Origin of the sequence: Methylobacterium sp. E-065 (assembly GCF_022829605.1) — a bacterium.
Lineage (GTDB): Bacteria > Pseudomonadota > Alphaproteobacteria > Rhizobiales > Beijerinckiaceae > Methylobacterium.
The window spans coordinates 77,565-97,540 of the sequence record NZ_JAKSYD010000296.1 but is presented as its reverse complement, the minus strand read 5'-3'; the positions used below and the strand labels follow the sequence as shown (position 1 = coordinate 97,540).

21 protein-coding genes and 1 tRNA gene are annotated in these 19,976 nt (G+C 70.5%); 13 read left to right on the top strand and 9 right to left on the bottom strand.

The features are described from left to right. Window positions 1–73 precede the first annotated feature (73 nt). The 3 genes from MKK84_RS34320 to MKK84_RS34310 all read right to left on the bottom strand — a co-directional run bounded on the left by MKK84_RS34320 (window position 74) and on the right by MKK84_RS34310 (window position 4,141). Window positions 74–1,438, bottom strand: a complete 1,365-nt coding sequence (locus MKK84_RS34320; protein WP_243927344.1) for a sigma-54-dependent transcriptional regulator — start codon at window positions 1,436–1,438, stop codon at window positions 74–76. After that, window positions 1,435–3,795, bottom strand: a complete 2,361-nt coding sequence (locus MKK84_RS34315) for a sensor histidine kinase NtrY-like (RefSeq protein ID WP_243927342.1) — start codon at window positions 3,793–3,795, stop codon at window positions 1,435–1,437. Before MKK84_RS34315 ends, MKK84_RS34320 begins: the two co-directional genes overlap by 4 nt. Window positions 3,796–3,946: 151 nt before the next feature. Then, complete coding sequence (locus MKK84_RS34310) at window positions 3,947–4,141, bottom strand: hypothetical protein (RefSeq protein ID WP_243927341.1); 195 nt, start codon at window positions 4,139–4,141, stop codon at window positions 3,947–3,949. 87 nt (window positions 4,142–4,228) lie between these two features. Between MKK84_RS34310 and MKK84_RS35630 the strand changes: the two genes are divergently transcribed. From MKK84_RS35630 to MKK84_RS34295, 4 genes are all read left to right on the top strand, one after another. Further along, window positions 4,229–4,351, top strand: a complete 123-nt coding sequence (locus MKK84_RS35630; protein ID WP_267358711.1) for a hypothetical protein — start codon at window positions 4,229–4,231, stop codon at window positions 4,349–4,351. A gap of 27 nt (window positions 4,352–4,378) precedes the next feature. After that, entirely contained in the window at window positions 4,379–5,512 is a 1,134-nt protein-coding gene (locus tag MKK84_RS34305; RefSeq protein ID WP_243927339.1) for an oxidoreductase, read from the top strand. A 10-nt stretch (window positions 5,513–5,522) separates the two neighbouring features. Continuing rightward, a tRNA-Sec gene (locus tag MKK84_RS34300) sits at window positions 5,523–5,615 on the top strand. 207 nt (window positions 5,616–5,822) lie between these two features. Beyond that, window positions 5,823–6,059, top strand: coding sequence for a hypothetical protein (locus MKK84_RS34295; protein WP_243927337.1), 237 nt, complete (start codon window positions 5,823–5,825; stop codon window positions 6,057–6,059). Between the two features lie 22 nt (window positions 6,060–6,081). Here MKK84_RS34295 and MKK84_RS34290 read toward each other — a convergent pair whose 3' ends face one another. Next, complete coding sequence (locus tag MKK84_RS34290; RefSeq protein ID WP_243927336.1) at window positions 6,082–6,471, bottom strand: hypothetical protein; 390 nt, start codon at window positions 6,469–6,471, stop codon at window positions 6,082–6,084. Window positions 6,472–6,655: 184 nt separating this feature from the next. On the opposite strand from MKK84_RS34290, the gene MKK84_RS34285 reads away from it, so the two are divergent. The 3 genes from MKK84_RS34285 to MKK84_RS34275 all read left to right on the top strand — a co-directional run bounded on the left by MKK84_RS34285 (window position 6,656) and on the right by MKK84_RS34275 (window position 9,050). Beyond that, window positions 6,656–6,892: a DUF4170 domain-containing protein gene (locus MKK84_RS34285; RefSeq protein WP_243927333.1), complete on the top strand. Its 237-nt coding sequence runs from the start codon at window positions 6,656–6,658 to the stop codon at window positions 6,890–6,892. A 162-nt stretch (window positions 6,893–7,054) separates the two neighbouring features. Further along, window positions 7,055–7,999 (top strand): ribose-phosphate pyrophosphokinase, encoded by a 945-nt coding sequence (locus MKK84_RS34280; protein ID WP_243927331.1) that lies wholly within the window; start codon window positions 7,055–7,057, stop codon window positions 7,997–7,999. Window positions 8,000–8,162: 163 nt separating this feature from the next. Next, complete coding sequence (locus MKK84_RS34275) at window positions 8,163–9,050, top strand: hypothetical protein (RefSeq protein ID WP_243927329.1); 888 nt, start codon at window positions 8,163–8,165, stop codon at window positions 9,048–9,050. An 18-nt stretch (window positions 9,051–9,068) separates the two neighbouring features. Here the strand turns inward: MKK84_RS34275 and MKK84_RS34270 are convergent, their stop codons facing one another. Both MKK84_RS34270 and MKK84_RS34265 read right to left on the bottom strand, forming a co-directional pair. Beyond that, window positions 9,069–9,344: a YiaA/YiaB family inner membrane protein gene (locus tag MKK84_RS34270; RefSeq protein WP_243927327.1), complete on the bottom strand. Its 276-nt coding sequence runs from the start codon at window positions 9,342–9,344 to the stop codon at window positions 9,069–9,071. A 62-nt stretch (window positions 9,345–9,406) separates the two neighbouring features. After that, complete coding sequence (locus MKK84_RS34265; protein WP_243927325.1) at window positions 9,407–10,135, bottom strand: PspA/IM30 family protein; 729 nt, start codon at window positions 10,133–10,135, stop codon at window positions 9,407–9,409. 103 nt (window positions 10,136–10,238) lie between these two features. Here MKK84_RS34265 and MKK84_RS34260 point away from each other — a divergent pair, with 103 nt between their 5' ends. The 4 genes from MKK84_RS34260 to MKK84_RS34245 all read left to right on the top strand — a co-directional run bounded on the left by MKK84_RS34260 (window position 10,239) and on the right by MKK84_RS34245 (window position 14,906). After that, window positions 10,239–10,865 carry a TetR/AcrR family transcriptional regulator gene (locus tag MKK84_RS34260; protein WP_243927323.1) on the top strand — a complete coding sequence of 209 codons (627 nt, stop codon included), beginning with the start codon at window positions 10,239–10,241 and terminating at the stop codon, window positions 10,863–10,865. 515 nt (window positions 10,866–11,380) lie between these two features. Continuing rightward, window positions 11,381–12,424, top strand: a complete 1,044-nt coding sequence (locus MKK84_RS34255; RefSeq protein ID WP_243927321.1) for an ABC transporter substrate-binding protein — start codon at window positions 11,381–11,383, stop codon at window positions 12,422–12,424. Window positions 12,425–12,598: 174 nt separating this feature from the next. Continuing rightward, window positions 12,599–13,591 carry an ABC transporter substrate-binding protein gene (locus MKK84_RS34250; protein WP_243927319.1) on the top strand — a complete coding sequence of 331 codons (993 nt, stop codon included), beginning with the start codon at window positions 12,599–12,601 and terminating at the stop codon, window positions 13,589–13,591. Window positions 13,592–14,201: 610 nt separating this feature from the next. Further along, window positions 14,202–14,906, top strand: coding sequence for a DUF1013 domain-containing protein (locus MKK84_RS34245; RefSeq protein ID WP_243927317.1), 705 nt, complete (start codon window positions 14,202–14,204; stop codon window positions 14,904–14,906). 17 nt (window positions 14,907–14,923) lie between these two features. Here MKK84_RS34245 and MKK84_RS34240 read toward each other — a convergent pair whose 3' ends face one another. Together MKK84_RS34240 and MKK84_RS34235 are read right to left on the bottom strand one after the other, a co-directional pair. Beyond that, the gene (locus tag MKK84_RS34240; protein WP_243927458.1) at window positions 14,924–15,949 is read right to left on the bottom strand and encodes a histone deacetylase family protein; all 1,026 of its coding nucleotides are present in this window, start codon (window positions 15,947–15,949) and stop codon (window positions 14,924–14,926) included. A 44-nt stretch (window positions 15,950–15,993) separates the two neighbouring features. After that, a complete protein-coding gene (locus tag MKK84_RS34235; protein ID WP_243927314.1) occupies window positions 15,994–17,382 on the bottom strand; it encodes an HD domain-containing phosphohydrolase in 1,389 nt (462 codons plus the stop codon). A gap of 556 nt (window positions 17,383–17,938) precedes the next feature. Here MKK84_RS34235 and MKK84_RS34230 point away from each other — a divergent pair. Beyond that, window positions 17,939–18,823 (top strand): LysR substrate-binding domain-containing protein, encoded by an 885-nt coding sequence (locus MKK84_RS34230; RefSeq protein WP_243927456.1) that lies wholly within the window; start codon window positions 17,939–17,941, stop codon window positions 18,821–18,823. A 246-nt stretch (window positions 18,824–19,069) separates the two neighbouring features. Next, window positions 19,070–19,489, top strand: a complete 420-nt coding sequence (locus MKK84_RS34225) for a hypothetical protein (RefSeq protein WP_243927313.1) — start codon at window positions 19,070–19,072, stop codon at window positions 19,487–19,489. 143 nt (window positions 19,490–19,632) lie between these two features. Here MKK84_RS34225 and MKK84_RS34220 read toward each other — a convergent pair whose 3' ends face one another. Continuing rightward, window positions 19,633–19,860 carry a hypothetical protein gene (locus MKK84_RS34220; RefSeq protein ID WP_243927311.1) on the bottom strand — a complete coding sequence of 76 codons (228 nt, stop codon included), beginning with the start codon at window positions 19,858–19,860 and terminating at the stop codon, window positions 19,633–19,635. Window positions 19,861–19,976: the final 116 nt, after the last annotated feature.

Genomic DNA, 19,976 nt, shown 5'->3' with positions numbered 1-19,976 from the left:
GGCGCTTTTTTTCGGGAGGCGGCTCCGAGCCCCCTGTCCGACGCGCGCATGCCGGACCGGGGCCGGCCCCGGCTCACGGGCCGATGCCGAGGGACTTCAACTTGCGGTGCAGGGCGGAGCGCTCCATGCCGATGAATTCGGCGGTGCGGGAGATGTTGCCCGAGAACCGCGCGATCTGCGCCACGAGGTACTCGCGCTCGAAGATCTCGCGGGCCTCCCGGAGCGCCAGGCTCATCAGCTTCTCGCCGCCGGCGCCGCCCGGCGTCGTCGGCACCAGGGCGCCGATCTCGGAGGGCAGCATCTCCGAGGTGACCTCCTGCTCCGGGTCGGCCTGGGTCAGGATCATCAGCCGCTCGACGTTGTTCTTGAGCTGGCGGACGTTGCCCGGCCAATTGTGCGACTGCAGCACCGCCATCGCGTCCTCGGCGATCCGGCGCTTGGGCAGGCCGGTCTGGGACGAGATGTTGTCCATGAAGAACTGGATCAGCTCGGGCACGTCCTCCCGGCGCTCCGACAGGGCCGGCACCCGGATCGGCACCACCGAGAGGCGGTGGAACAGGTCCTCGCGGAACCGGCCGCCTGCGATCTCCTCCTGCAGATCCCGGGACGAGGACGAGATGATCCGGACATCGACATGCACCCGGGTCGTGCCGCCGACCCGCTGGAAATTCTGGTCGACCAGCACGCGCAGGATCCGGTTCTGGGTCTCCCGCGGCATGTCGGCGACCTCGTCGAGGTAGAGGGTGCCGCCATGGGCCTCCTCCAGGGCGCCGACCCGGCGCCCGCTCTCGCCCTCGACGCCGAACAGCTCCGCCTCCATGGTCTCGGGCAGGATCGTGGCGGCGTTCAAGAGCACGAACGGGCCGTTCGACCGGGCCGAGGCCTTGTGCAGGCTGCGGGCGGCGAGTTCCTTGCCGGCGCCGAGCGCCCCGGTGATCATCACCCGGGCGTTGGTCGGTGCCACCCGGTCGAGGGTCTGGCGCAGCTGGTTGATCGCCAGCGATCCGCCGACGATGCGGTTGGCGGCCCCTGAGCGCGCCGTCAGGTCGCGGACCTCGCGCCGGAGCCGGGAGGCTTCCAGCGCCCGCTCGGCCACCAGGATCAGCCGGTCGGCCTTGAACGGCTTCTCGATGAAGTCGTAGGCGCCCGCCTTGATGGCCGAGACCGCGGTCTCGATGTTGCCGTGGCCCGAGATCATCACCACCGGCAGGTCCGGGTTGGCGGCCTTGATCAGGTCGAGCACCTGCAGGCCGTCGAGCCGGGAGCCCTGCAGCCAGATGTCGAGGAAGACGAGGTGCGGCCGGCGCGCCTCGATGGCGGCCAGCGCCTCGTCCGAGCCGCCGGCCGTGCGGCAGCGGTGGCCCTCGTCGTCCAGGATGCCGGCCACGAGGTCGCGGATGTCGGCCTCGTCGTCGACGATCAGGATATCGGCGCTCATGCGTGCATCTCCGCGATCCGGGGGGCCGTCGGTGCGGCGCCCTTCTCCTCTGTCGTAACGGGACGGGTCTCGGGGGACGCCGACGGCTCGGGCCCGTGCTCGCGCGGGATCCGCATCCGCACCTGGCCGCCCCGGCCGGCGGGATTGTCGTTCAATTCGATCCCGCCGCCGTGCTCCTCAAGCACCTTGCTCACGATGGCAAGCCCCAGACCGGTGCCGCCCTCGCGCGTCGTCATGTAGGGCTCCAGCAGCCGCTGGCGTCCCTCGGCGGGGAAACCCTTGCCGTTGTCGGTGACGGCGATCACCGCGAACCCGTCCTCGACGGCGAGGCTTAACGCGATCTTGCCCTTGCCCAGTTCGGCCTCCGGCACCTCGGCCACCGCCTCGACGGCGTTCTTGAGGATGTTGGTGATCACTTGGCTGAGCAGCCGGATGTCGAAGGCCGCCACGATCTTTTCCGCGCTCCCCGCGCCGCCCTGAGCCGAGAACGCGAAGTCGATGTCGGGGTGCGCCACGCGCATCATGAACAGGTTCTGCTTGGCGATCTCGGTCAGGTCGTTCGGCGCGATCGCGGGCTTGGGCATCCGCGCGAAGGCCGAGAACTCGTCGACCATCCGCTTGATCTCGTCCACCTGCCGCACGATCGTGGCGGTGCACTGGTCGAACACCTCCTTGTCGGTGGTGATGACCTTGCCGTACTTGCGCCGGATCCGCTCGGCCGAGAGCTGGATCGGGGTCAGCGGGTTCTTGATCTCGTGGGCGATGCGGCGCGCCACGTCGCCCCAGGCCGAGCTGCGCTGCGCCTGGACGAGGTCGGTGATGTCGTCGAGCGTCACCACCCAGCCGCGGGTCGACCCTTGCGCCTGCTCGCTCGTCACCCGCACCGTGATGGTGCGCTCGCCCCGGGACCGGGTGAGCTGGATCTGCTGCTGCTGCAGGCTGCGCGGGCGGGCCTCGCTCTCGGCCAGCACCGGGGCGAGTTCCGGCACCGCCTGGGCCAGCGGCTGGCCGGCCAGGGCGTCGCTCGCCAGATCGAGCATGCGTTCCGCGGCCGGGTTGGCGATGGTGACGAAGCCCGCCGCGTCGAGGCCGATCACCCCGGGCGACACGCCTGAGAGCACGGCCTCGGTGAATCGGCGGCGGGTGTCGATCAGGTCGCTGGCCGCGATCAGGCCGGCATGCTGGCGGCGCAGCTCCTGGGTCATCTTGTTGAAGCTCTCGCCGAGATGGGCAAGGTCGCCGCTGGTCTTCTTGGTCGGCACCTGGGCGTAGAAATTGCCCGACGCCACCTGATCGGCGGCGTTGATCAGCCGGCGGATCGGCGCCACGAACCGGTTGGCGAAGTTCATGCCGAACCACACCGCCGAGAGCAGCGCGATCAGCGCGATCAGCAGGAACACCGACGCGAAGGTGATCTGGATCGAGCGGCGCAGCGAATCGTAGGTCAGGTACTCGGCCGCCGCCGCCCGAGACACGCCGGGGAAGTCGATGGCGAGCTGGCTGACCTCCCGCTGCACCATCAGCACCGCGTCGTCATAGGCGGGCATGCGCATCAGCGCGGCGAAGACCCGCCCCTCGGTGGGCAGCAGGCAGATCGGATCCGCGGAGGATGCCGCATCCTCGAACGCCGCCGCCGAGGGCAGGCGGTTGGTCTTCAGCACGTCGATCTTGGCCCGGGCCACCACCTCGGTCGGCCCGCGCATGATCTGGGCCACCGGCAGGCCGAGATTACTCGCCCGGGTGGTCAGGAAGTTCTCGAACCAGTCCCGGTTCACGTCGAAATTCGGTCGCGCCCGGGTCAGGTCGTCGGCCAGGATGCGGATCTCCCGGGCGAGGCTCTGGCACTGGTTCTCCTGGTAGGCGTCGGCCACCTCCACGGATTTCAGCACCACGTCCCGGACCCGGTCGGTGAAGCCGAGCGACAGGCCGCGGTCGATGGTCACGGAGGCCACCACGGCGAGCAGGATCGTCGGCAGGATCGCGATCAGGCTGAACAGGCCAACGATGCGGGTGTGCAGCCGCGCCACCGCGGCGTTGGCCTTGCGGGCGTGCAGGAAGACCCGCGCTTCCCAGGCGATGATGACGGCGAGCCCGAGCACCAGGGCGGCGTTGATGGCGAGCAGCGTCACGCCGTAGGCGGGCGTGGGCGTCACCCGGATCACGCCGGCCAGGATCAGGAAGGTCGCCAGCGCCGAGATCAGGGCGGTGACCACCATGGCGGCGCCGATCCAGCCCGGACCGCGGGGGCCCGGCCGCAGCGACTCGGCCAAAGCCGCGTCCGGACCGGTTCCCTCGGCGGGCCCTTCCGGGTCCGGCACGGGGCCTTCCACTGTGGGTGAGCGCTGCAGGAACGGCATGACTGGTGCAGGGCCACAACAGTGTGGCGGAATTAATACGAATAGCCCTCGGTGATTACGCGCTGAGGTTGAATTCGCAAGGGGTTTGCCACCGCACGGAGCGGCGCGGCGTCGATCGAAACACTGAACTGACTCCGCCTCACAGGCATCCTCACAAGTATCCTTGGCGCAGCGGCCGGCGATGCGGTAAGCTTGGCCGGAAGGTCGCCATGAACAAAGCCGCCCGGAACGAACGCATCAAGCTGACTGCGACCTGATTGAATGGTGCGGCCGTGGCTGCCCTCGCGGTCGGATGCTTTGCTCCGATCGTCACATCCATCACGTCAACGGCGTCGATCGCGCTCACGGGCCTGAATGTCCTGGTGATGACTTGGCTGTCGCTCAGCGTGGGCCTACATCTGGTCGGGCGGCGCGTCTTGCGGAGGATCGAGGAATGACGGGCGGTTTCCTGTCTGCGGCCATCGTCGCCCCACTGATGCTCATGGTCGCCGCTGGCTTCGTCTACTGGTTCACGGGTCGGCAGGATCGGCACGACGCGCCGGAGCGCAGGCCGTAAGGCCCGCCGCAGCGGCCGAGGTCGAGCATGGCGATCCGCGTCGGCCTGATCGGCTACGGCTATTCCGGCCGGACCTTCCACGCGCCCCTGATCCGTGCCGTCCCAGGTCTCAACCTGCGGTTGATCAGCTCGCGCGATCCCGCCCGGGTCGCGGCCGACCTGCCCGGTGTGGCGGTCATCGCCGATCCCTACGCGGTCGCCACCGCGGAGGCGGTCGATTGCGTGGTGATCGCCGCCCCCAACGACACCCACGCTCCTTTGGCGCGGGCTGCGCTCGCGGCCGGCAAGCATGTCGTGATCGACAAGCCCTTCACCCTCGACCTGGCCGAGGCCCGCGGGTTGCGCGAAGCAGCCCGGAGCCGGAGCCGCCTGCTCGCGGTGTTCCACAACCGGCGCTGGGACAGCGACTTCCTCACCCTCCGCGCGGCCATCGCCGACGGAATCATCGGCCCGGTTCGCCATTTTGAATCGCATTTCGACCGGTTCCGCCCCCAGGTCCGCGACCGCTGGCGCGAGGGTGCCGGCCCCGGCAGCGGGATCTGGTACGATCTCGGGCCCCACCTCCTCGATCAGGCGCTCCTGCTGTTCGGCCTGCCCGAGCGGGTGACCGCCAACCTGGCGCGGCTCCGCCCCGGCGCGCAGGCGGACGACTGGGCCCACGTGGTGCTGGACTATCCGGATCTGCGGGTGGTGCTGCACGCCAGCATGCTGGTCGCCGGCGGATCGCCCCGCTTCGTGGCGCACGGCGAGGCCGGCAGCCTGATCAAGCACGGCGCGGACCGTCAGGAGCAGCACTTGCTGGCGGGCCTCGCCCCCGGGGCCCCCGGATGGGGCGCGGATCCGGACGCGCTGGAGATCCATGACGGGGCCGGGCGGGTACGGCACAGGCCGGCCGTGCCCGGGGATCAGCGCCGGTTCTACCAGGGCGTGGCCGAGACGATCGCCCGGGGGGGCGGTCGACGGTGCCGCGGCGCTGGAGGCCGTCCGCGTGATGGCCTGCCTCGAGGCCGCCCGCATATCGGCCCGGACGGGGGCGTCGGTCGGCCTGGCGCTCGCGCCGGACGAACGGGGGATCTGAGGGGCGCGACCTTTGCGCGCGTCCCGCCAGCGATGCACCGCGACGCGGGGCGAGCCCTTGACCCGGCTGGTGGCGGCCCGTAACCCCGATCCCGGAGGCGAACGGGGTCTGGTGGCCCTCCTGGTCTTCAAAACCAGCGGTACGCCAACAGCGTACGGTGGGTTCGATTCCCATCCGCTTCCGCCAAGATCCCTATCATTCAGACCTATAACCGAGTCGTTATTGGTCCTGAGGCGACACACGCGCTACAACCGGCGATCCTGATCCGCCGATATGGTCGTTCCTGGCCGTCTCCGCGTTGATTCGATCCCGCACTGGTGCCCCCGTGAAGAACCGGTCCGCCCTCTTCGCCCCGATCCCGCCGGCCGCCGGCCGCGAAGTCTGAGGCCGGTCATGCTGGACACGCTCGTCGCGCTCTTCCCACCCGGCCTCCGCGAGGCGCTGCGCACCCGGGCGGCGCGGCGGCCTGTCGACCGGGCGCCGGTCGGGCCGATTCCGCTGCCGGACTTCGGCGCGAAGCCGGCACCGATGCCGGTGGTCGCCCCGCCCTCCGCCACGAACGACAATCCGCTCCGGGCCGTCCACGACGCGGTGGAGCGGGACCTGCGCGCCAGCGGCCATCTGCGCTGAGGATCGTTCGCGCTGACGTCCGTCAGCGCCCGGCCGGTCCGGGCCGGTCGACCGCCCCCGCCTCGACCCAGTGGCAGGCCGTGGTGTTCCGGAGGCTGGCGCAATCATAGCTCCGGCCGCCGAGCGAGACCCGGTCGGCGATGCCGGTGACGTCGCCCCGCGCCATGACGGTACAGCCGAGATGGTCCGCCTTGGGATCGGCCAGCAGCGCGGACGCCGCCGGCGCGCCGTCGTGCATCAGCATCCGGTAATTGGCCAGCGACGGGCAGCCGATCACCGGCGGCCCGCCCCGCCGGTCGGCGGTCTTGTCCGGACCGGGCCGAGCCGGCGCCCGGCTTGCCGTCTGGCTGGAGGCCGGCAGGACCGACAGGCCGAGCGCCAGGACGGCGATGCGGAGTGAGACACATGTCATGACGTGCTGATAGCATGTTGCGCGGCTGGTCTTGCAGCGCTGGTCTTGCAGCTCCCGCAGGACGCCTGAAAAGCGGGCCTGCGGCAGAGGCGGGGCTCGGATACGGCGTTTCAGGCTTGACCGAAGCCGTGCCATTTGCGAGCGCCGCGGACGCGTGTGGACGGCCGAGCGCGGAGGAGTGACCATGACGACGGCGATCGATAGCGACCAGAAGCTCCACTTGGTCTTCGGCGGCGAGTTGCAGGATCTCGACGGCATCCGGTTCCGGGATCTCGCGAATCTCGATATCGTCGGCATCTTCCCGGATTACGCCTCCGCGCAGGCCGCGTGGCGGGCCAAGGCGCAGGCCACCGTGGACAGCGCCCAGACCCGTTATTTCGTGGTCCACCTGCACCGGCTGCTGGAGCCGCCGGCCGTCTGAACGGGGCACGGCCTGTGCGCGGCATCCGTAAGGACTGCGTGAAGGCATTGTGACACTTCCGGCCCGCTGCTATGAGCCTCGCCCGTCATCGCATCGTTCCGGCCTGCAAGGGCCGGCCATCGGAGCGCGGCGGGCAGACCGGCCGCGAGTGAGCGGCTGCCCATGAAATCCTCGATCAAGATCATCGCCGGGAACTCCAGCCGGCCCCTGGCCGAGGCGATCGCGGCCTATCTCGAATTGCCGCTCGCCAAGTGCATGGTCCGGCGCTTCGCCGACATGGAGATCTTCGTCGAGCTGCAGGAGAACGTGCGCGGCGAGGACGTGTTCATCGTCCAGTCGACCTCGTTTCCGGCCAACGATCACCTGATGGAACTGCTGATCATGATCGACGCCGCGCGCCGGTCGTCGGCGCGGCGCATCACGGCGGTGATCCCGTATTTCGGCTACGCCCGGCAGGACCGGCGCACCTCGGGCCGGACCCCGATCTCGGCCAAGCTGGTGGCGAACCTGATCACCCGGGCGGGCGCCGACCGGGTGCTGACCCTCGACCTCCATGCCGGCCAGATCCAGGGCTTCTTCGACATCCCCACCGACAACCTGTTCGCCGCCCCCGTGATGGTGCGCGACATCAAGGAGCGGCTGCCGAACGCCGACCGGATGGTGGTCTCGCCGGACGTCGGCGGCGTGGTCCGGGCGCGGGCCATCGCCAAGCGGATCGACTGCTCGCTCGCCATCGTGGACAAGCGCCGGGAGCGCCCGGGCGAATCCGAGGTGATGAACATCATCGGCGAGGTCGAGGGCCGCTCCTGCATCCTGGTCGACGACATCGTCGATTCGGGCGGCACCCTGGTCAACGCCGCCGAGGCGCTGCTCAATGCCGGCGCCAAGGACGTCTCGGCCTACATCACCCACGGGGTGCTGTCGGGGGGCGCGGTCTCGCGCATCGCCGCCTCGCGGATGAAGGAATTGGTGATCACCGATTCGATCCAGCCGACGCAAGCGGTGAAGCTCGCCCGCAACATCCGGGTGGCGACGATCGCGCCGCTGCTCGGCGAGGCGATCGGGCGCACGGCGACGGAATCCAGCGTCTCCAGCCTGTTCGACTGAGCGCCGGACAAAGGCATGGTTTCGAAAGGTCGAGACCGTTCGCGGAGCCCGGATCTTCGTCGGGGCCTCGCCCTGACACCCCGCCAAAGGGCACGCCCTTTGGAAACCCGGGTCGCAGTACCACCTGCGCGCGAAGGCCCTATGTGCTCAGCCGATACGGGGTTTGGTTCGGGAGCGGACACTGGGTCGGGCGCACATCATCGGCATCCACGGGCTCGCCAACAAGCCGCCGCGTGACGAGAAGGCGGGCTGGTGGCAGGCCGCGATCCGCGAGGGGCTCGACCGCAATCGCGGGATGCACGTGCCGGAGGGCCGCCTGCGCTTCACCTTCGTCTACTGGGCGGATCTGCGCTATCCGCAGCCGCTCACCGACGACAGCAACCGCGAGCCCTACCGGCCCGATTACGGGCTCGGCCCGTTCCCCTCGCCGGCGGGCGATCCCGAGAGCGCCGCGCCGACGCTCACCGACCGGATCTACCGCAGCCTGTCGCACATGCAGGAGGCCGCCGGGCTGACCCCGGTGGACGACCTGATCCTCGAATACCGCCTCGACGACCTCTGGGGCTACTACACGGATGCGGGCTTTCGGGCGGCGGCCCGGGAGCGCCTGCGCGCGGTGCTCGCCGAGGCCGCCGGCGACGACGTGCTGATCGCCGCGCATTCGATGGGCGGCCTGATTGCCTACGACGTGCTGCGCGCCGCCGAGGCGGACGGGACCCCCCTGCCCCGCTGCGCCCTGGTCACCCTGGGCTCGCCCCTGGCGCTGGCCGAGCTGAAGCTGAAGCTCGCCGACGAGCACGGTGCCCTGCGCGTCCCGGCGGCGCTGACCGCCTGGACCAACCTGATGGACCGCCAGGACATCGCCACGGTGGGCGACGACCTCGCGGAGATCTACGCCCCGAACGCCGACGGCGTGCGGGTCCGGGACGTGCCGGTGATCAACGCCTACCGGAGGCCGGACGGCACCGAGAACCGGCACAAATCCTACGGCTACCTGCGCACGCCGGAATTCTCGACGGTTCTGGAAGAGTTTCTGGGCGCCGCTGGCTGAGCGGCGCCCGCCCGGGTCTCAGAGCCGGCCCGGGATCGCCTCGCGCAGGACGCGCTCGGTGGCGGCGTCCTCGATCTTGTTGATCAGCCGGTTCGCCTCGTGCTCGTCGCGCAGGGTCTTGGCCAGGGTGAAGGTCGTGCCCGTGAGGAACAGCGACGCCATGGCGAGGTAGCCCTTGATCCAGATATCCGCGGGCAGGAAGAAGATCCCGATCGTCAGCATGGCGGCTGCGGCGGCGAAACTGACCAGCGTGAAGGTCTTCCAGGCGCCGGTATGGGGCATCTGTGGGATCATGGTGCGGATTCCCGTTTGCTGTTCGAAGGATTGGGATGGATGCGGTTTGATCAGGTCGCGGCTCAGAGACCTTGTGGTGACGCGCTCTCTTGCGCCGAACCGGTGCCCACTTCGGCGGAGAGCGCTTTGAGGCGGTCGAGCACCGCCCGCGGGTCCGTGCGGGGGCGGCCGTAGCCGGCGGCTTCGAGGTCGGCCTCGATCCCGCCCGCGGCCTCGGTCTCCAGTGCGTTCAGCGCGGCGGCGACATCCGCCTCGGCCGCGTGCCGCGCGCGCAGGCGGGCCAGCGTCCGCTCCGCCTCGCCAAGCGCCCCCGCCGAGAGGGTCGTGGCCCGGCGGCCCTCAAGCCCCGCCCGGCGCAGCGCCTCGGTGGTGCGGGCGGTCTGGAGCCCGCGGTCGAGATCCCGCAGCCGCTCGCCCCCCTGTGCGACCAGGCGCTTCAGCCGCTCGACCTCGGCGGCGAAGCGGTCGGCGGCCTCCCGGCGGTCGGTCCGCTCGTCCTCCAGGGCGGCGATGTGGAGTGCCGCCTCGGTCCCGAGATCCGTGCGGCCGTCGCTGAGCGCCCGCCGCGCCCCGTCCGACAGGGTGTCGATCCGGGTTCCGATCGCGTCGAGGGCGCGGGCCTCGGCGGCATGGTAGGCCATGGCCACGGCGAGTTCCCGCCGGGCGGTCGCCAGGGCGCCGGCGGCGTCCCGGATCTGCTGGCGCAGGATGGTCACGGCATGGGCAACGTGGATTGCCTGGGCGTTGTCGGCGATCACGCCGCGCATCAGGAGAGAGAGGGTCCTCGTCACGGTTCACCTCGCGGGAACGACGGTCAGGAGCCGGTCCGGATTTGATTGAACGTCGTTCATAAAACGAGGGAACCACGCGGCGGTGCCCGGCGCAAGGGATAAAATGAACGAGGTTCATAAAAAGATACGGGGGCGTCCGCGGAAGGCCTCGGTCGAGCGTGCGGCGGATCGCCAGGCTCTGATCGACGCCGCGGTGGCGATCCTGAACGAGGCCGGCGCGGGGGCGCTGACCGCCCGCGGCGTCGCCGAGCGGGCCGGCACGGCGGTCGGCTCGGTCTACACGCAGTTCGACAGCCTGGAGCTGCTGCGGCTGGAGGCCAACGCGGTCACGATGCGGCATCTCCGGGATGTCCTGGCGGGGGCGCTGGCTGCCTGCCCGTCGCGGGAGACGGAGACGCGGCTCCTGGCCCTGGCCGACGCGTATCTCGCCTTCGCGGCCGAGCACCATGCGGCCTGGGCGGCGATCTTCGAGCGCCGGACCGTGGCGGCGCCGGATTCGGTGCAGGCCGACATCGCGGCCCTGTTCGGGGTCCTCGAAGGGGTCCTGCGTGACGGCGGTGGCCTCGCCGGGCCGGCGATCCCCGTCATGGCGCGGGCGCTCTGGTCCAGCGTCCACGGCATGACCTATCTCGCCGATCTCGGCAGCCTCGGGCCGCTCGGCATGGACGACGTGCGGCCGATGATCGACGCCCTGGTCCGGGCGGCGGTCCGGGGCTTCTCCGGGAGCTGAACGCTCAGGCGGCCTTCACCTCCGTGAGGAACGCCCGGACCGTCTGATCGGCACCCTGGCGCAGGCCGCCGACATTCTCGGTGACGCCCTGCGCGCCCGTGGCGGCGCTCGACACCCCGCGGACGATCTCCCGGATCGCCGCGTTCTGCTCCTCCAGGGCGGCCGCGACCCGTAGGCCGTGTCCACGCGGTTGCGGGTCGTTGCGGGTCGTTGCGGGTCTTGGCCATGCGGTCCTGCTCGACCTGCGCCTTCGGGCTGACGAGCCCGATGCCCGAGGCCGTGACGATGCCGACCAGCGCGGCCGCCGGGATGGGGTGGAGCTTCGCCCCGATGCCGATCCTCACCCGCGCGCCCGCACCGGTCGCACACGGTGCAAAGACATGACGCTTCGGCGCTGGCGGACGGTGGAGACGGGCGCGGGGCCTTGCGCTCGGCTGCGCGAGCCTGTCCATTCGTGTCCAATCACAAGCTCGGCACCGACACCCAGAAAACGCCGGGCCACAGGGAGAAGCGTCATGGTGCGTACGGGCTCGTTGCGGCTGGGCCGTGTCTTTCGGGCGGGTCCCGCCGTCCTCCTGCTGGCCGGGCTTGCCCTCGTCACCCCCATCGGCGTCGCCCCCGCCCGGGCCGACGACGCCAAGGTCCGGATCAGCCGGCAGCCGGGCTTCGTCTACCTGCCGGCCGTGCTCGCCGAGCAGCACAAGCTGATCGAGAAGCACGCCAAGGCGGCCGGCCTCGGGGACGTGGCGGTGGAGTGGGTGAACCTGACGAGCGGCGCCGCCGGCAACGACGCGCTGCTCTCGGGCAACATCGACATCGTCGACAGCGGCTCCACCAACATGCTGCTCCTGAACGACCGGACGCGCGGCGACGTGAAGGGGCTGTGCGGGGTCGGTTCGACGCCGATGCTGCTGCTCACCCGCAACCCGGACGTGAAGGACCTCAAGGACTTTTCCGGCAAGGACAAGATCGCCCTGCCCTCCGTGAAGGTCTCGTCCCAGGCGGTGCTGCTCCAGATCGCCGCCAAGAAGGCGTTCGGCCCCGAGAACGCGACCAAGCTCGATCCGCTCACCGTCCAGCTCGGCCATCCGGACGCAGTGGCGGCTCTGGGCAGCCCGCACAACGAGGTCAACAGCCACTTCTCCCTGCCGCCGTTCCAGCAACGCGAATTGCAGGACCCGGCGATCCACACGGTGCTGAACTCGTACGAGCTGGTCGGCGAGCCGGTGAGCAACGCGATCTTCTACGCGCGGACGGGCTGGTTCAATCGCAACCCGAAACTCGCCGCCGCGATCGTGGCCGCCATCGACGAGGCCAATGCCGAGATCGCCAAGGATCCGCTCCAGGCCGCCAAGGACTACGTGGCGGCCACCAAAGAGAAGACCCCGCCCGAGACCCTGGTGGCGATCATGAAGGAGCCCGGGACCAACTTCTCGACCACGCCCTACGGCATCATGCTCCAGGCCCGGCACTTCTACGCGATGAAGACCATCAAGGCCGAGCCCAAGGACTGGAAGGACACGTTCTTCCCGATCGTCCACAACCTGCCGGGCCGGTGAGGCCGCGGCGGTCGGAGCCGTGCCGGGTTCCGACCGCGCTCTGACGATCGTTCCCGGCCGCCGCCGCCTGGTGCGATCGCGCTTGACCGGTCTCGAATCGCGCGCCCTTGTCGCCGGCACTTGGCGGCTGGTCGCAGGTACGTGGCGGCTGGTCGCCGGCGAGGGGGGCGGCGCATGCGGCGACGGAACATCATCGGGCTGGTCGCGGGCCTCGTCCTGATCTCGGGCCAGCCTGCCGCCCCGGCGGCTCCGGAGCGGATCCGCCATGTGGTGGTCCTCTTCCCCATGCCGAAGAGCGACCCGCAATTCGGCGAGAGCGAGCGGCTCCTGAGGAGCACCCTCGTCAAGCACGGGTGGGCGGAGGGCCGGAACCTCGTGCTGACCTTCGCCTCCGTCGGCCGCGAGCCGTCGCAGATCGATCCGCTGCTGCCCGCAATCCTGACGCCCGAGCCGGACGTCATCGTCAGCCGCTCGACCGCGGTGGCGCTCGCCCTGCACCGACGGTCGCAGCGGACGCCGGTGGTGTTCACGCGGGTCGCCGACCCCGTCGGCCTCGGCCTCGTCGCGACGTTGCAGAAGCCCGGGGGCACCATGACCGGCCTGACCGGAACCGAGCCGTCCATGGGGCGCAAATGGGTGGGGCTGCTCCGGGAGATCGCCCCGGACCTGAAACGGGTCGCCTTCCTGATGCATGCGGCGAGCAGCCCGATCGCGCCGGTTCTGGCCGAATCGATCGAGCAGGTCAGCGCGTCCCTCGGGCTGGAGGCCGTGATCGTGCCCCTGCGCGAGCGCTCCGATCTGGAGCCCGCCTTCGCGAGGCTGGCCGCCCTGGGCGATGTCGGGATCCTGGTTTCCCCCGGCGCCTTCACCCTCGAGACCTGCCCCCTGATCGCGACCCTGGCGGCGCGCCATCGGATCCCGGCCGTCTACCCGTACCGGCCCTGCGTGACCGCCGGCGGCCTGGCCTCCTATGGGTCCGACGAGAGCGTGTGGTTCCAGCAGGCGAGCGACTACGTCGATCGCATCCTGCGGGGCGCGCATCCCGGAGACCTTCCGGTCCAGGCGCCGAGCCAGCTGAGCTTCATCCTGAACGCACGGGCTGCGGCGGGGCTGGGCATCGCCGTCACGCCGGCCCTCCTGGCCCGGGCCGACGAGATTCTCGACTAGGGTGCGCGCCACATCTCGGCTCCATCAGGGCCGGGGCGCCTTCCCTCCCGTCAATGCGCCTCCACCGGTCCGGTGGTGCAGGGGCTTCCTGAGATCGTCACCACGGCGTGGCTCGCCCCGACCCGCCAGAACCCATCCGCTGGCGGTGCGGCTGTTCCGCGACGGGGGCGCCCACACTGATGAGGCGTCCGGGATTGTTGTTGGGGCGCCCCGGTCGCGTTATCTTCGGGAGTGGGACCGGCGGCGGCTACCGCCGATCCCTGGCCATTACCCGTTAGGGTTTAGCCAACTCAAGAACATCGGGTGAATGGCGAGCCGGAGCTGAATCCTCCACTCGCCATTTCCGTTTCTTGAGACTGCCAGAGAGAAGACCATCTCTCCACACTCCCGGCCGCAACCGGCCGCGTGCGGCCTTCGCGGGTGAGTCGGTCGGGCTCCCGGCCCCAGTGAATCGACGCGCAGGCTCCGAACCCGCGATTGCGCCCCTCCCGGCCCCGGCCTATAGTGCCGTATCCCCATTCAACAGCGTGAGACGGGACATCCGGATCGACCATCCGGAGCCCGCGGCCCGATGCCCGGCCCCCGTCCCGCAGGCCGGAGCACGAGAGACATGTCCCAGGGTCCGCTGATGCCGAAGGCGACCGCCGTCTGGCTGGTCGAGAACACCTCGCTCGCCTTCGAGCAGATCGCCGATTTCTGCAAGCTGCACCCGCTGGAGGTGAAGGGCATCGCCGACGGCGAGGTCGCGGCCGGGATCAAGGGGCTCGATCCGGTCTCCACCGGCCAGCTCACCCGCGACGAGATCGAGAAGGCCCAGAAGGCGCCGCACTACAAGCTCAAGCCCGCCGTCTCCAAGGTGAAGCTGCCGGAGGTGAAGCGCACCACCAAGGGCCCGCGCTACACCCCGCTGTCCCGCCGCCAGGACCGGCCGAACGCCATCCTGTGGCTGCTGCGCAACCACCCGGAGCTGAAGGACGCGCAGATCATCCGGCTGGTCGGCACCACCAAGTCGACGATCCAGCAGATCCGCGAGCGCACCCACTGGAACTCGGGCTCGCTGCAGCCGATGGACCCGGTGACGCTGGGGCTCTCCACCCAGATCAACCTCGATTTCGAGGTCCAGCGCGCGGCGGCCGACCGCCCGGCCGCGGTGGCGGCCGATTCCGGCGCCTCGCTGCTGCCGACGGAGGTCTCCACGGCCCTGGACGAGCGGGAGCCTGAGGCGGATCACGGCGGCCGCGAGGAGCGGCTCGACGCGGATTCGGTCTTCGCCAAGCTCAAGGGCCGGCAGCAGGACGAGGACGACGAGGCGTAATTCGCCGTCCGCGGGGCCTATCGGGCGGCGTCGAAGGCCGCCAGGAAGGCCGCGAGGTTCTCCGGCAATGCCGCACAGAGGTAGCCGCCCTCCTGGACGAGGGCGGTGGGCAGCCCGGCCCGGGCGATCCTTTCCGCCGCTCCGGCGAAGCCCGACCGGGTGACTTTCAGGGCGCCGATCGGATCGTCCGCCGAGGCGTCGAGGCCCAGCGCCACCACGAGCCCCCGCGGCTTCTGCGCGGCGATCGCCGCGAGCCCCGCCTCCACGGCTTCGAGCCAGGGGGCGTCGCCCGAGCCCGGCGGCAGCGGCAGGTTGCGGTTGAAGCCGATCCCCGCCCCCGTACCGGTCTCGTCGGCATAGCCCGCGAAGAACGGGAAGTAGTCCGACGGATCGGCATGGACCGAGACCGTCAGGACATCCGCGCGCCCGTAAAAAATCCCCTGCGTGCCGTTGCCGTGGTGGACGTCGATGTCGAGGATCGCCACCGGGCCGCCGGTGTCGGCCAGCATCCGGGCGGCCGCGATCGCGCTGTTGTTGAGGAAGCAGAAGCCGCCGGCGGAATCCGCATAGGCGTGGTGGCCGGGCGGCCGGCACAGGGCGTAGGCGTGACCGTCTGCGAGCGCCGAGTCCGCGGCCGCGACGGCGCATTGCGCCGCGCCGTAGATGGCGGGCCACGTCCCGGCGCGGATCGGCGTCGAGGTGTCGGCCATGTAGAGGCCGGCGAGCCCGAGGAGCCCCGTAGGCCGCCGGTGCATGTGCGGCCGGGCGAAGACGCCGCTGAGGATCTCGTCGCCGATGCCCGGCATCTCGCCCCGGCGAGTCCAGGCCTCGGCCAGGAATGCCACGTAGGCGGGATCGTGCACCGCCCGGATCGGGTCCAGGCCGTGATCGCCGGGCTCCGCGATGGTGTGGCCGCCCCGCAGGGCCGCATCGCGCAGGATCGCGTAGCGGTCAGCCTGCTCGGGATGCGGGATCGGCGTGCCGCGCCGCCAGTAGCGTTCGGGATCGTGCCGGGCTGAGTCGGGATTGTGGAAGACGCGCATCCCGGCAGGGTACGGCATGAGGCCGGAAACCGGAACGCGCCGTCTCAGGACCGCCCGAGGGTCGAATCGTCCGGCCGTGCGGCGATCAGATGCGGTGGACCGTTCCGTCGGTGCGCAACACCGTGGGGCAGCCCGTCGCGTCGACCGGGCGTCGGGCCGCGCCCAGGGAGATGTGGCGGGCCTGCGCGATCGCCGGCCGTGTCATCCAGCGCGCGTTCACGGCGAGGCTCCTTCGGTCGTTTGTGCGGATCCCGGGTCAGCGGCGGAACCGGTGGCGCGTCGTCCGGGGCGATCAGGCTGTGCGGATCGCGCACCAGCCACCCGGACGGGCCCGGCGGCTCGGCCGCGATCTCGCGGAGCAGGGTCGGGACCCGCGCCCAGGGCTCGGTGACCGGCCGGATCGCGGCTCGCTCCTGGCCGCCGGCGACGCGGATATCGGCCCGGCGGGCGCAGAAGGCCGCGATGCAATCCGGGTCGAAATGGCGTCCGCTCTCGGCGCGGAGGGCGTCCAGGGCCGCCTCGAAGGGCATCGCGGCCTTGTAGGGACGCTGCGTGGTCAGGGCGTCGAACACGTCCGCCACCGCGACGATCCGGGCGGCGAGCGGGATCGCGGTCCCGGCGAGCCCGTTCGGGTAGCCCCCGCCGTCCCACCGCTCGTGATGGGCCTCGGCGATCTCGGCCGCGAGGCGGATCAACTCGGATGCGCTCCCGCCCAGGATCCGCTGGCCGATGGTGGTATGCGTCTGGACCACGGCGAACTCGTCCGGATCGAGCCGCCCGGGCTTCAGCAGGATGCTGTCGGGCACGCCGACCTTGCCGACATCATGCAGAGGCGCCGCGAGATAGAGGCTGCGGCAGACATCCGGGGCGAGCCCTAGTTCCTCGGCGATGATCTGGCTGTAGCGGGCGACCCGCCAGGTATGGTCCCCCGTGTCGCTGTCGCGATACTCGACCGCGAGGGCGAGGCGGAAGATGATCTCCTCCTCGCGTTCGCGCATGTGGCGCAGGGCGGCCTCGACCTCGCCGTCGAGCCAAGCCGCCTGCTCGGACAGCCGCCGCACGGCCTTGGCGAGGCGGATCATGTTGCGCAGCCGCACGGTCAGCTCGACGCCCTCCATGGAGGTGTCGAGGAAGTCGGTCGCGCCGGCCTCCAGCGCGGAGAGCCGCACCGCGTCCGAGATGTCGTCCGCCAGCATCACGATCGGCACCTGGGCGTAATGCGGGATGGTCCGCATGCACCGGATGAAGGCGATCCCGTCCATGGTGCGCAGGTGGCAATCGACCAGGACGAGGTCGAAGGCCCGGATCTGCGCCTCGACGAGCGCGGCGCCCGGATCGGCGTGATCGGTCACGCTCACGTCGGGCTTGGCCTCCAGCAACTGGCGCAGCCTCAGGCGCATGACCGCGCTGTCGTCGACCAGAAGCGCGTCCATCAGGGGCTCCCGGGCGGCGGCTTCGGTGCGCCCGGTGCGGGGCCGCGCGGCGGGCGGTGCCGCTGGCGGTCCATCCGGAGGGACGTCGGACATCCCGGTCGCGACCCTAGTGGTCCGGACCCTTGTGGTCGCGGGCGGATCGGACTCAGTCCCGGGGCGGGCATGCGCAAGAGATTTTTCATTGATGCGGACGATCCGGGGACTGTCTTATAGATTTGGATTGCCGCGCGTTAAAAGGAGGTAAATAACTATTCTTCGATCTTGAGTAAAGGTAACTCGGTATTCAGGTGTTTTTCTGGAAATTTTGTAAGGGGATCTGCGTATCGGTGCGTCGATTGCGGGTATAAAAAATCAAAGCTCGCGACGATAGTGCATATCCAGCTCTTGCGTCGCCACGGCCGGGAACAGGATTGGATGGCCGCAAGGGTGGTTATCCCCCGCTGGCGGGTCCTGCATCCGGCGCGCTGACACGGGGACGGGCTGGGGCTACCGTCGGTCGCCCGTGGGCAGCGTGTCCGATGGGCCGGCGCGGGCGCTGTCGGAAGAGGCCGGGACGATGATGCGGTTCGATCTCACCGATCTCGGCCTGTTCCGGCACGTGGTCGAGGCCGGCTCGATCACCCATGGGGCGGCGCGGGCGAATCTCGCTTTGGCGGCGGCCTCCACGCGGATCCGGCTGATGGAGGAGTCGCTCGGGGCCGCGCTGCTGACCCGGGGGCGCCAGGGCGTCAATCCGACCCCGGCGGGGCGTGCGCTCCTGGTCCATGTCCGCGAGGTCCTGTCCGCGGTCGAGCGTCTGCGCGAGGAGATGTCGGCCTATTCGGGGGGCGCCTTCGGCCAGATCCGCGTGCTGGCCAACACCAACGCGCTCACCGAATTCCTGCCGGAGGCGCTCTCGGCCTTCCTGGCCGACCATCCCGGGATCGGCGTCGAGATCGAGGAGCGCACCTCCGAGGAGATCGTCGGGCTCGTGGCCGAGGGGGCGGCCGATCTCGGCATCCTGTCCGGCACGGTGGATACCGGCTCGCTCCGGACCTTCCCGTTCCGGGAGGACCGGTTCGTGCTGGTCGCCGCCCGGGACCATCCCCTGGCGGGGCGGGGGGCGATCCCGTTCGCGGAAGTGCTGGGTCACGATCTCGTGGGCCTGGACCGGCGCAGCGCCATCAGCCGGTTCCTCGTCGCCCAGGCGGCGCGGGAGGGGCGCCCGATGCGTCTGCGGGTGCAACTGCGCGGGTTCGATGCCGTCTGCCGGTTGGTGGACGCCCGGGTCGGGCTGGCCGTCCTGCCCGAGAGTGCAGCCGTCCGGGCCGCCCAGGGTTTGGCCCTCGCGGTGGTGCCGCTGGCCGATTCGTGGGCGCGGCGCGACCTGACCCTGTGCCTGCGCGACCTCGACGGGCTGCCGCCCTTCATCCGGGCCTTCGTGGCGCAGTTGCGCGGCTGAGTGGGCGGGTCCAAAAGCGCGCTTCCTCTGGGGTCCCGCGATGGCCAATCGTCGCCCCCAAACGGGGCCGTGCCGCCGCAGGCGCGCGAGCTCGGCCATTGGACACTGCGGACGCACTGCTATATCTACGGGAGCAAGCTTGGCCAGAACGGCTGAGTATTGCTTTCAGGTGCCAATATGGTGTCGCGGATCGCGGTTGTAGGGCTCGTTCTGCTCTCGGCAAGCGCCTGTTCTCGAATGCCCAACGTGCCGACCGCGTACAGCTCCCTGCCGCCCCTCACGGTGGAGCACGAGGCCGGCTTGAAGGCGGTCCGGAACCCGGCCGTCCCGGTGGCAGCCCTGCCGGTCATCCGCATCCCGGGCACGGCCCTGGCGCACGGGGGCTCGGGCGAGAGCCGGGGCGCGCAGGTGAACCCCCTGGATGTTCTGGCCGCCTCGACCCGCGCGCGGCTGGCTTGGCAGACCCTGAGCCCGACGGAGATGGCGCGGCCGTCCTTCGTGGTGAACAGGGACGCCGTCGCGCGCTTGGGCGTCGGCGAAACGGGGGCGACCGGCGGCAAGTCCACGGTTCAGTTCGAGACGCGCTCCTACAACCGCGAGGCGATGATGCGACGCCTGGAGAAGGAAGGTCGCGGCGCCGCCAAGCCGATCTGCTCCGGCTGCTGAGACGCCCGGGGTGATCCAGGCCGCGATTCGGGAGCCTGTTCGAGGCGCCCGATCCGTCCTTCGATATGAGGCGCCCCGACTCTAAAACTTTATCGTAGCGCGCACTTCAGCGCCGAACGGCGGCCACTTCGGTGACCAGGGCCCTAGCGCGAGCGCCCTCGGGCCGACTCCGCAGGCTCTCCGGCGGTGCCATCCGTGCTCGTCCCGCGCGCTGCCCGGGCCATGGCGATCAGATCGGCGGCGGCCAGGGGCGCGTCGTCCGATGCGGACCCGCCCCCGACCAGCCACAGGCCGGGCGGACTCGTCCGGATCCGAAGACGCTTGGCGCGCGCCGTCCGGCGCATCGCTCCCGACACGATGGCAGTCTCCACGAGGCGGCGTCTCCCCGTCAGCGGGGACTGGGCTGCGGACGCGGCCGCGGCAGGGAAATGGTGACCAGCTTACCGGTGGTGGGATCGAGGATCGTCATGGGGCGCTCCTGCGGCAG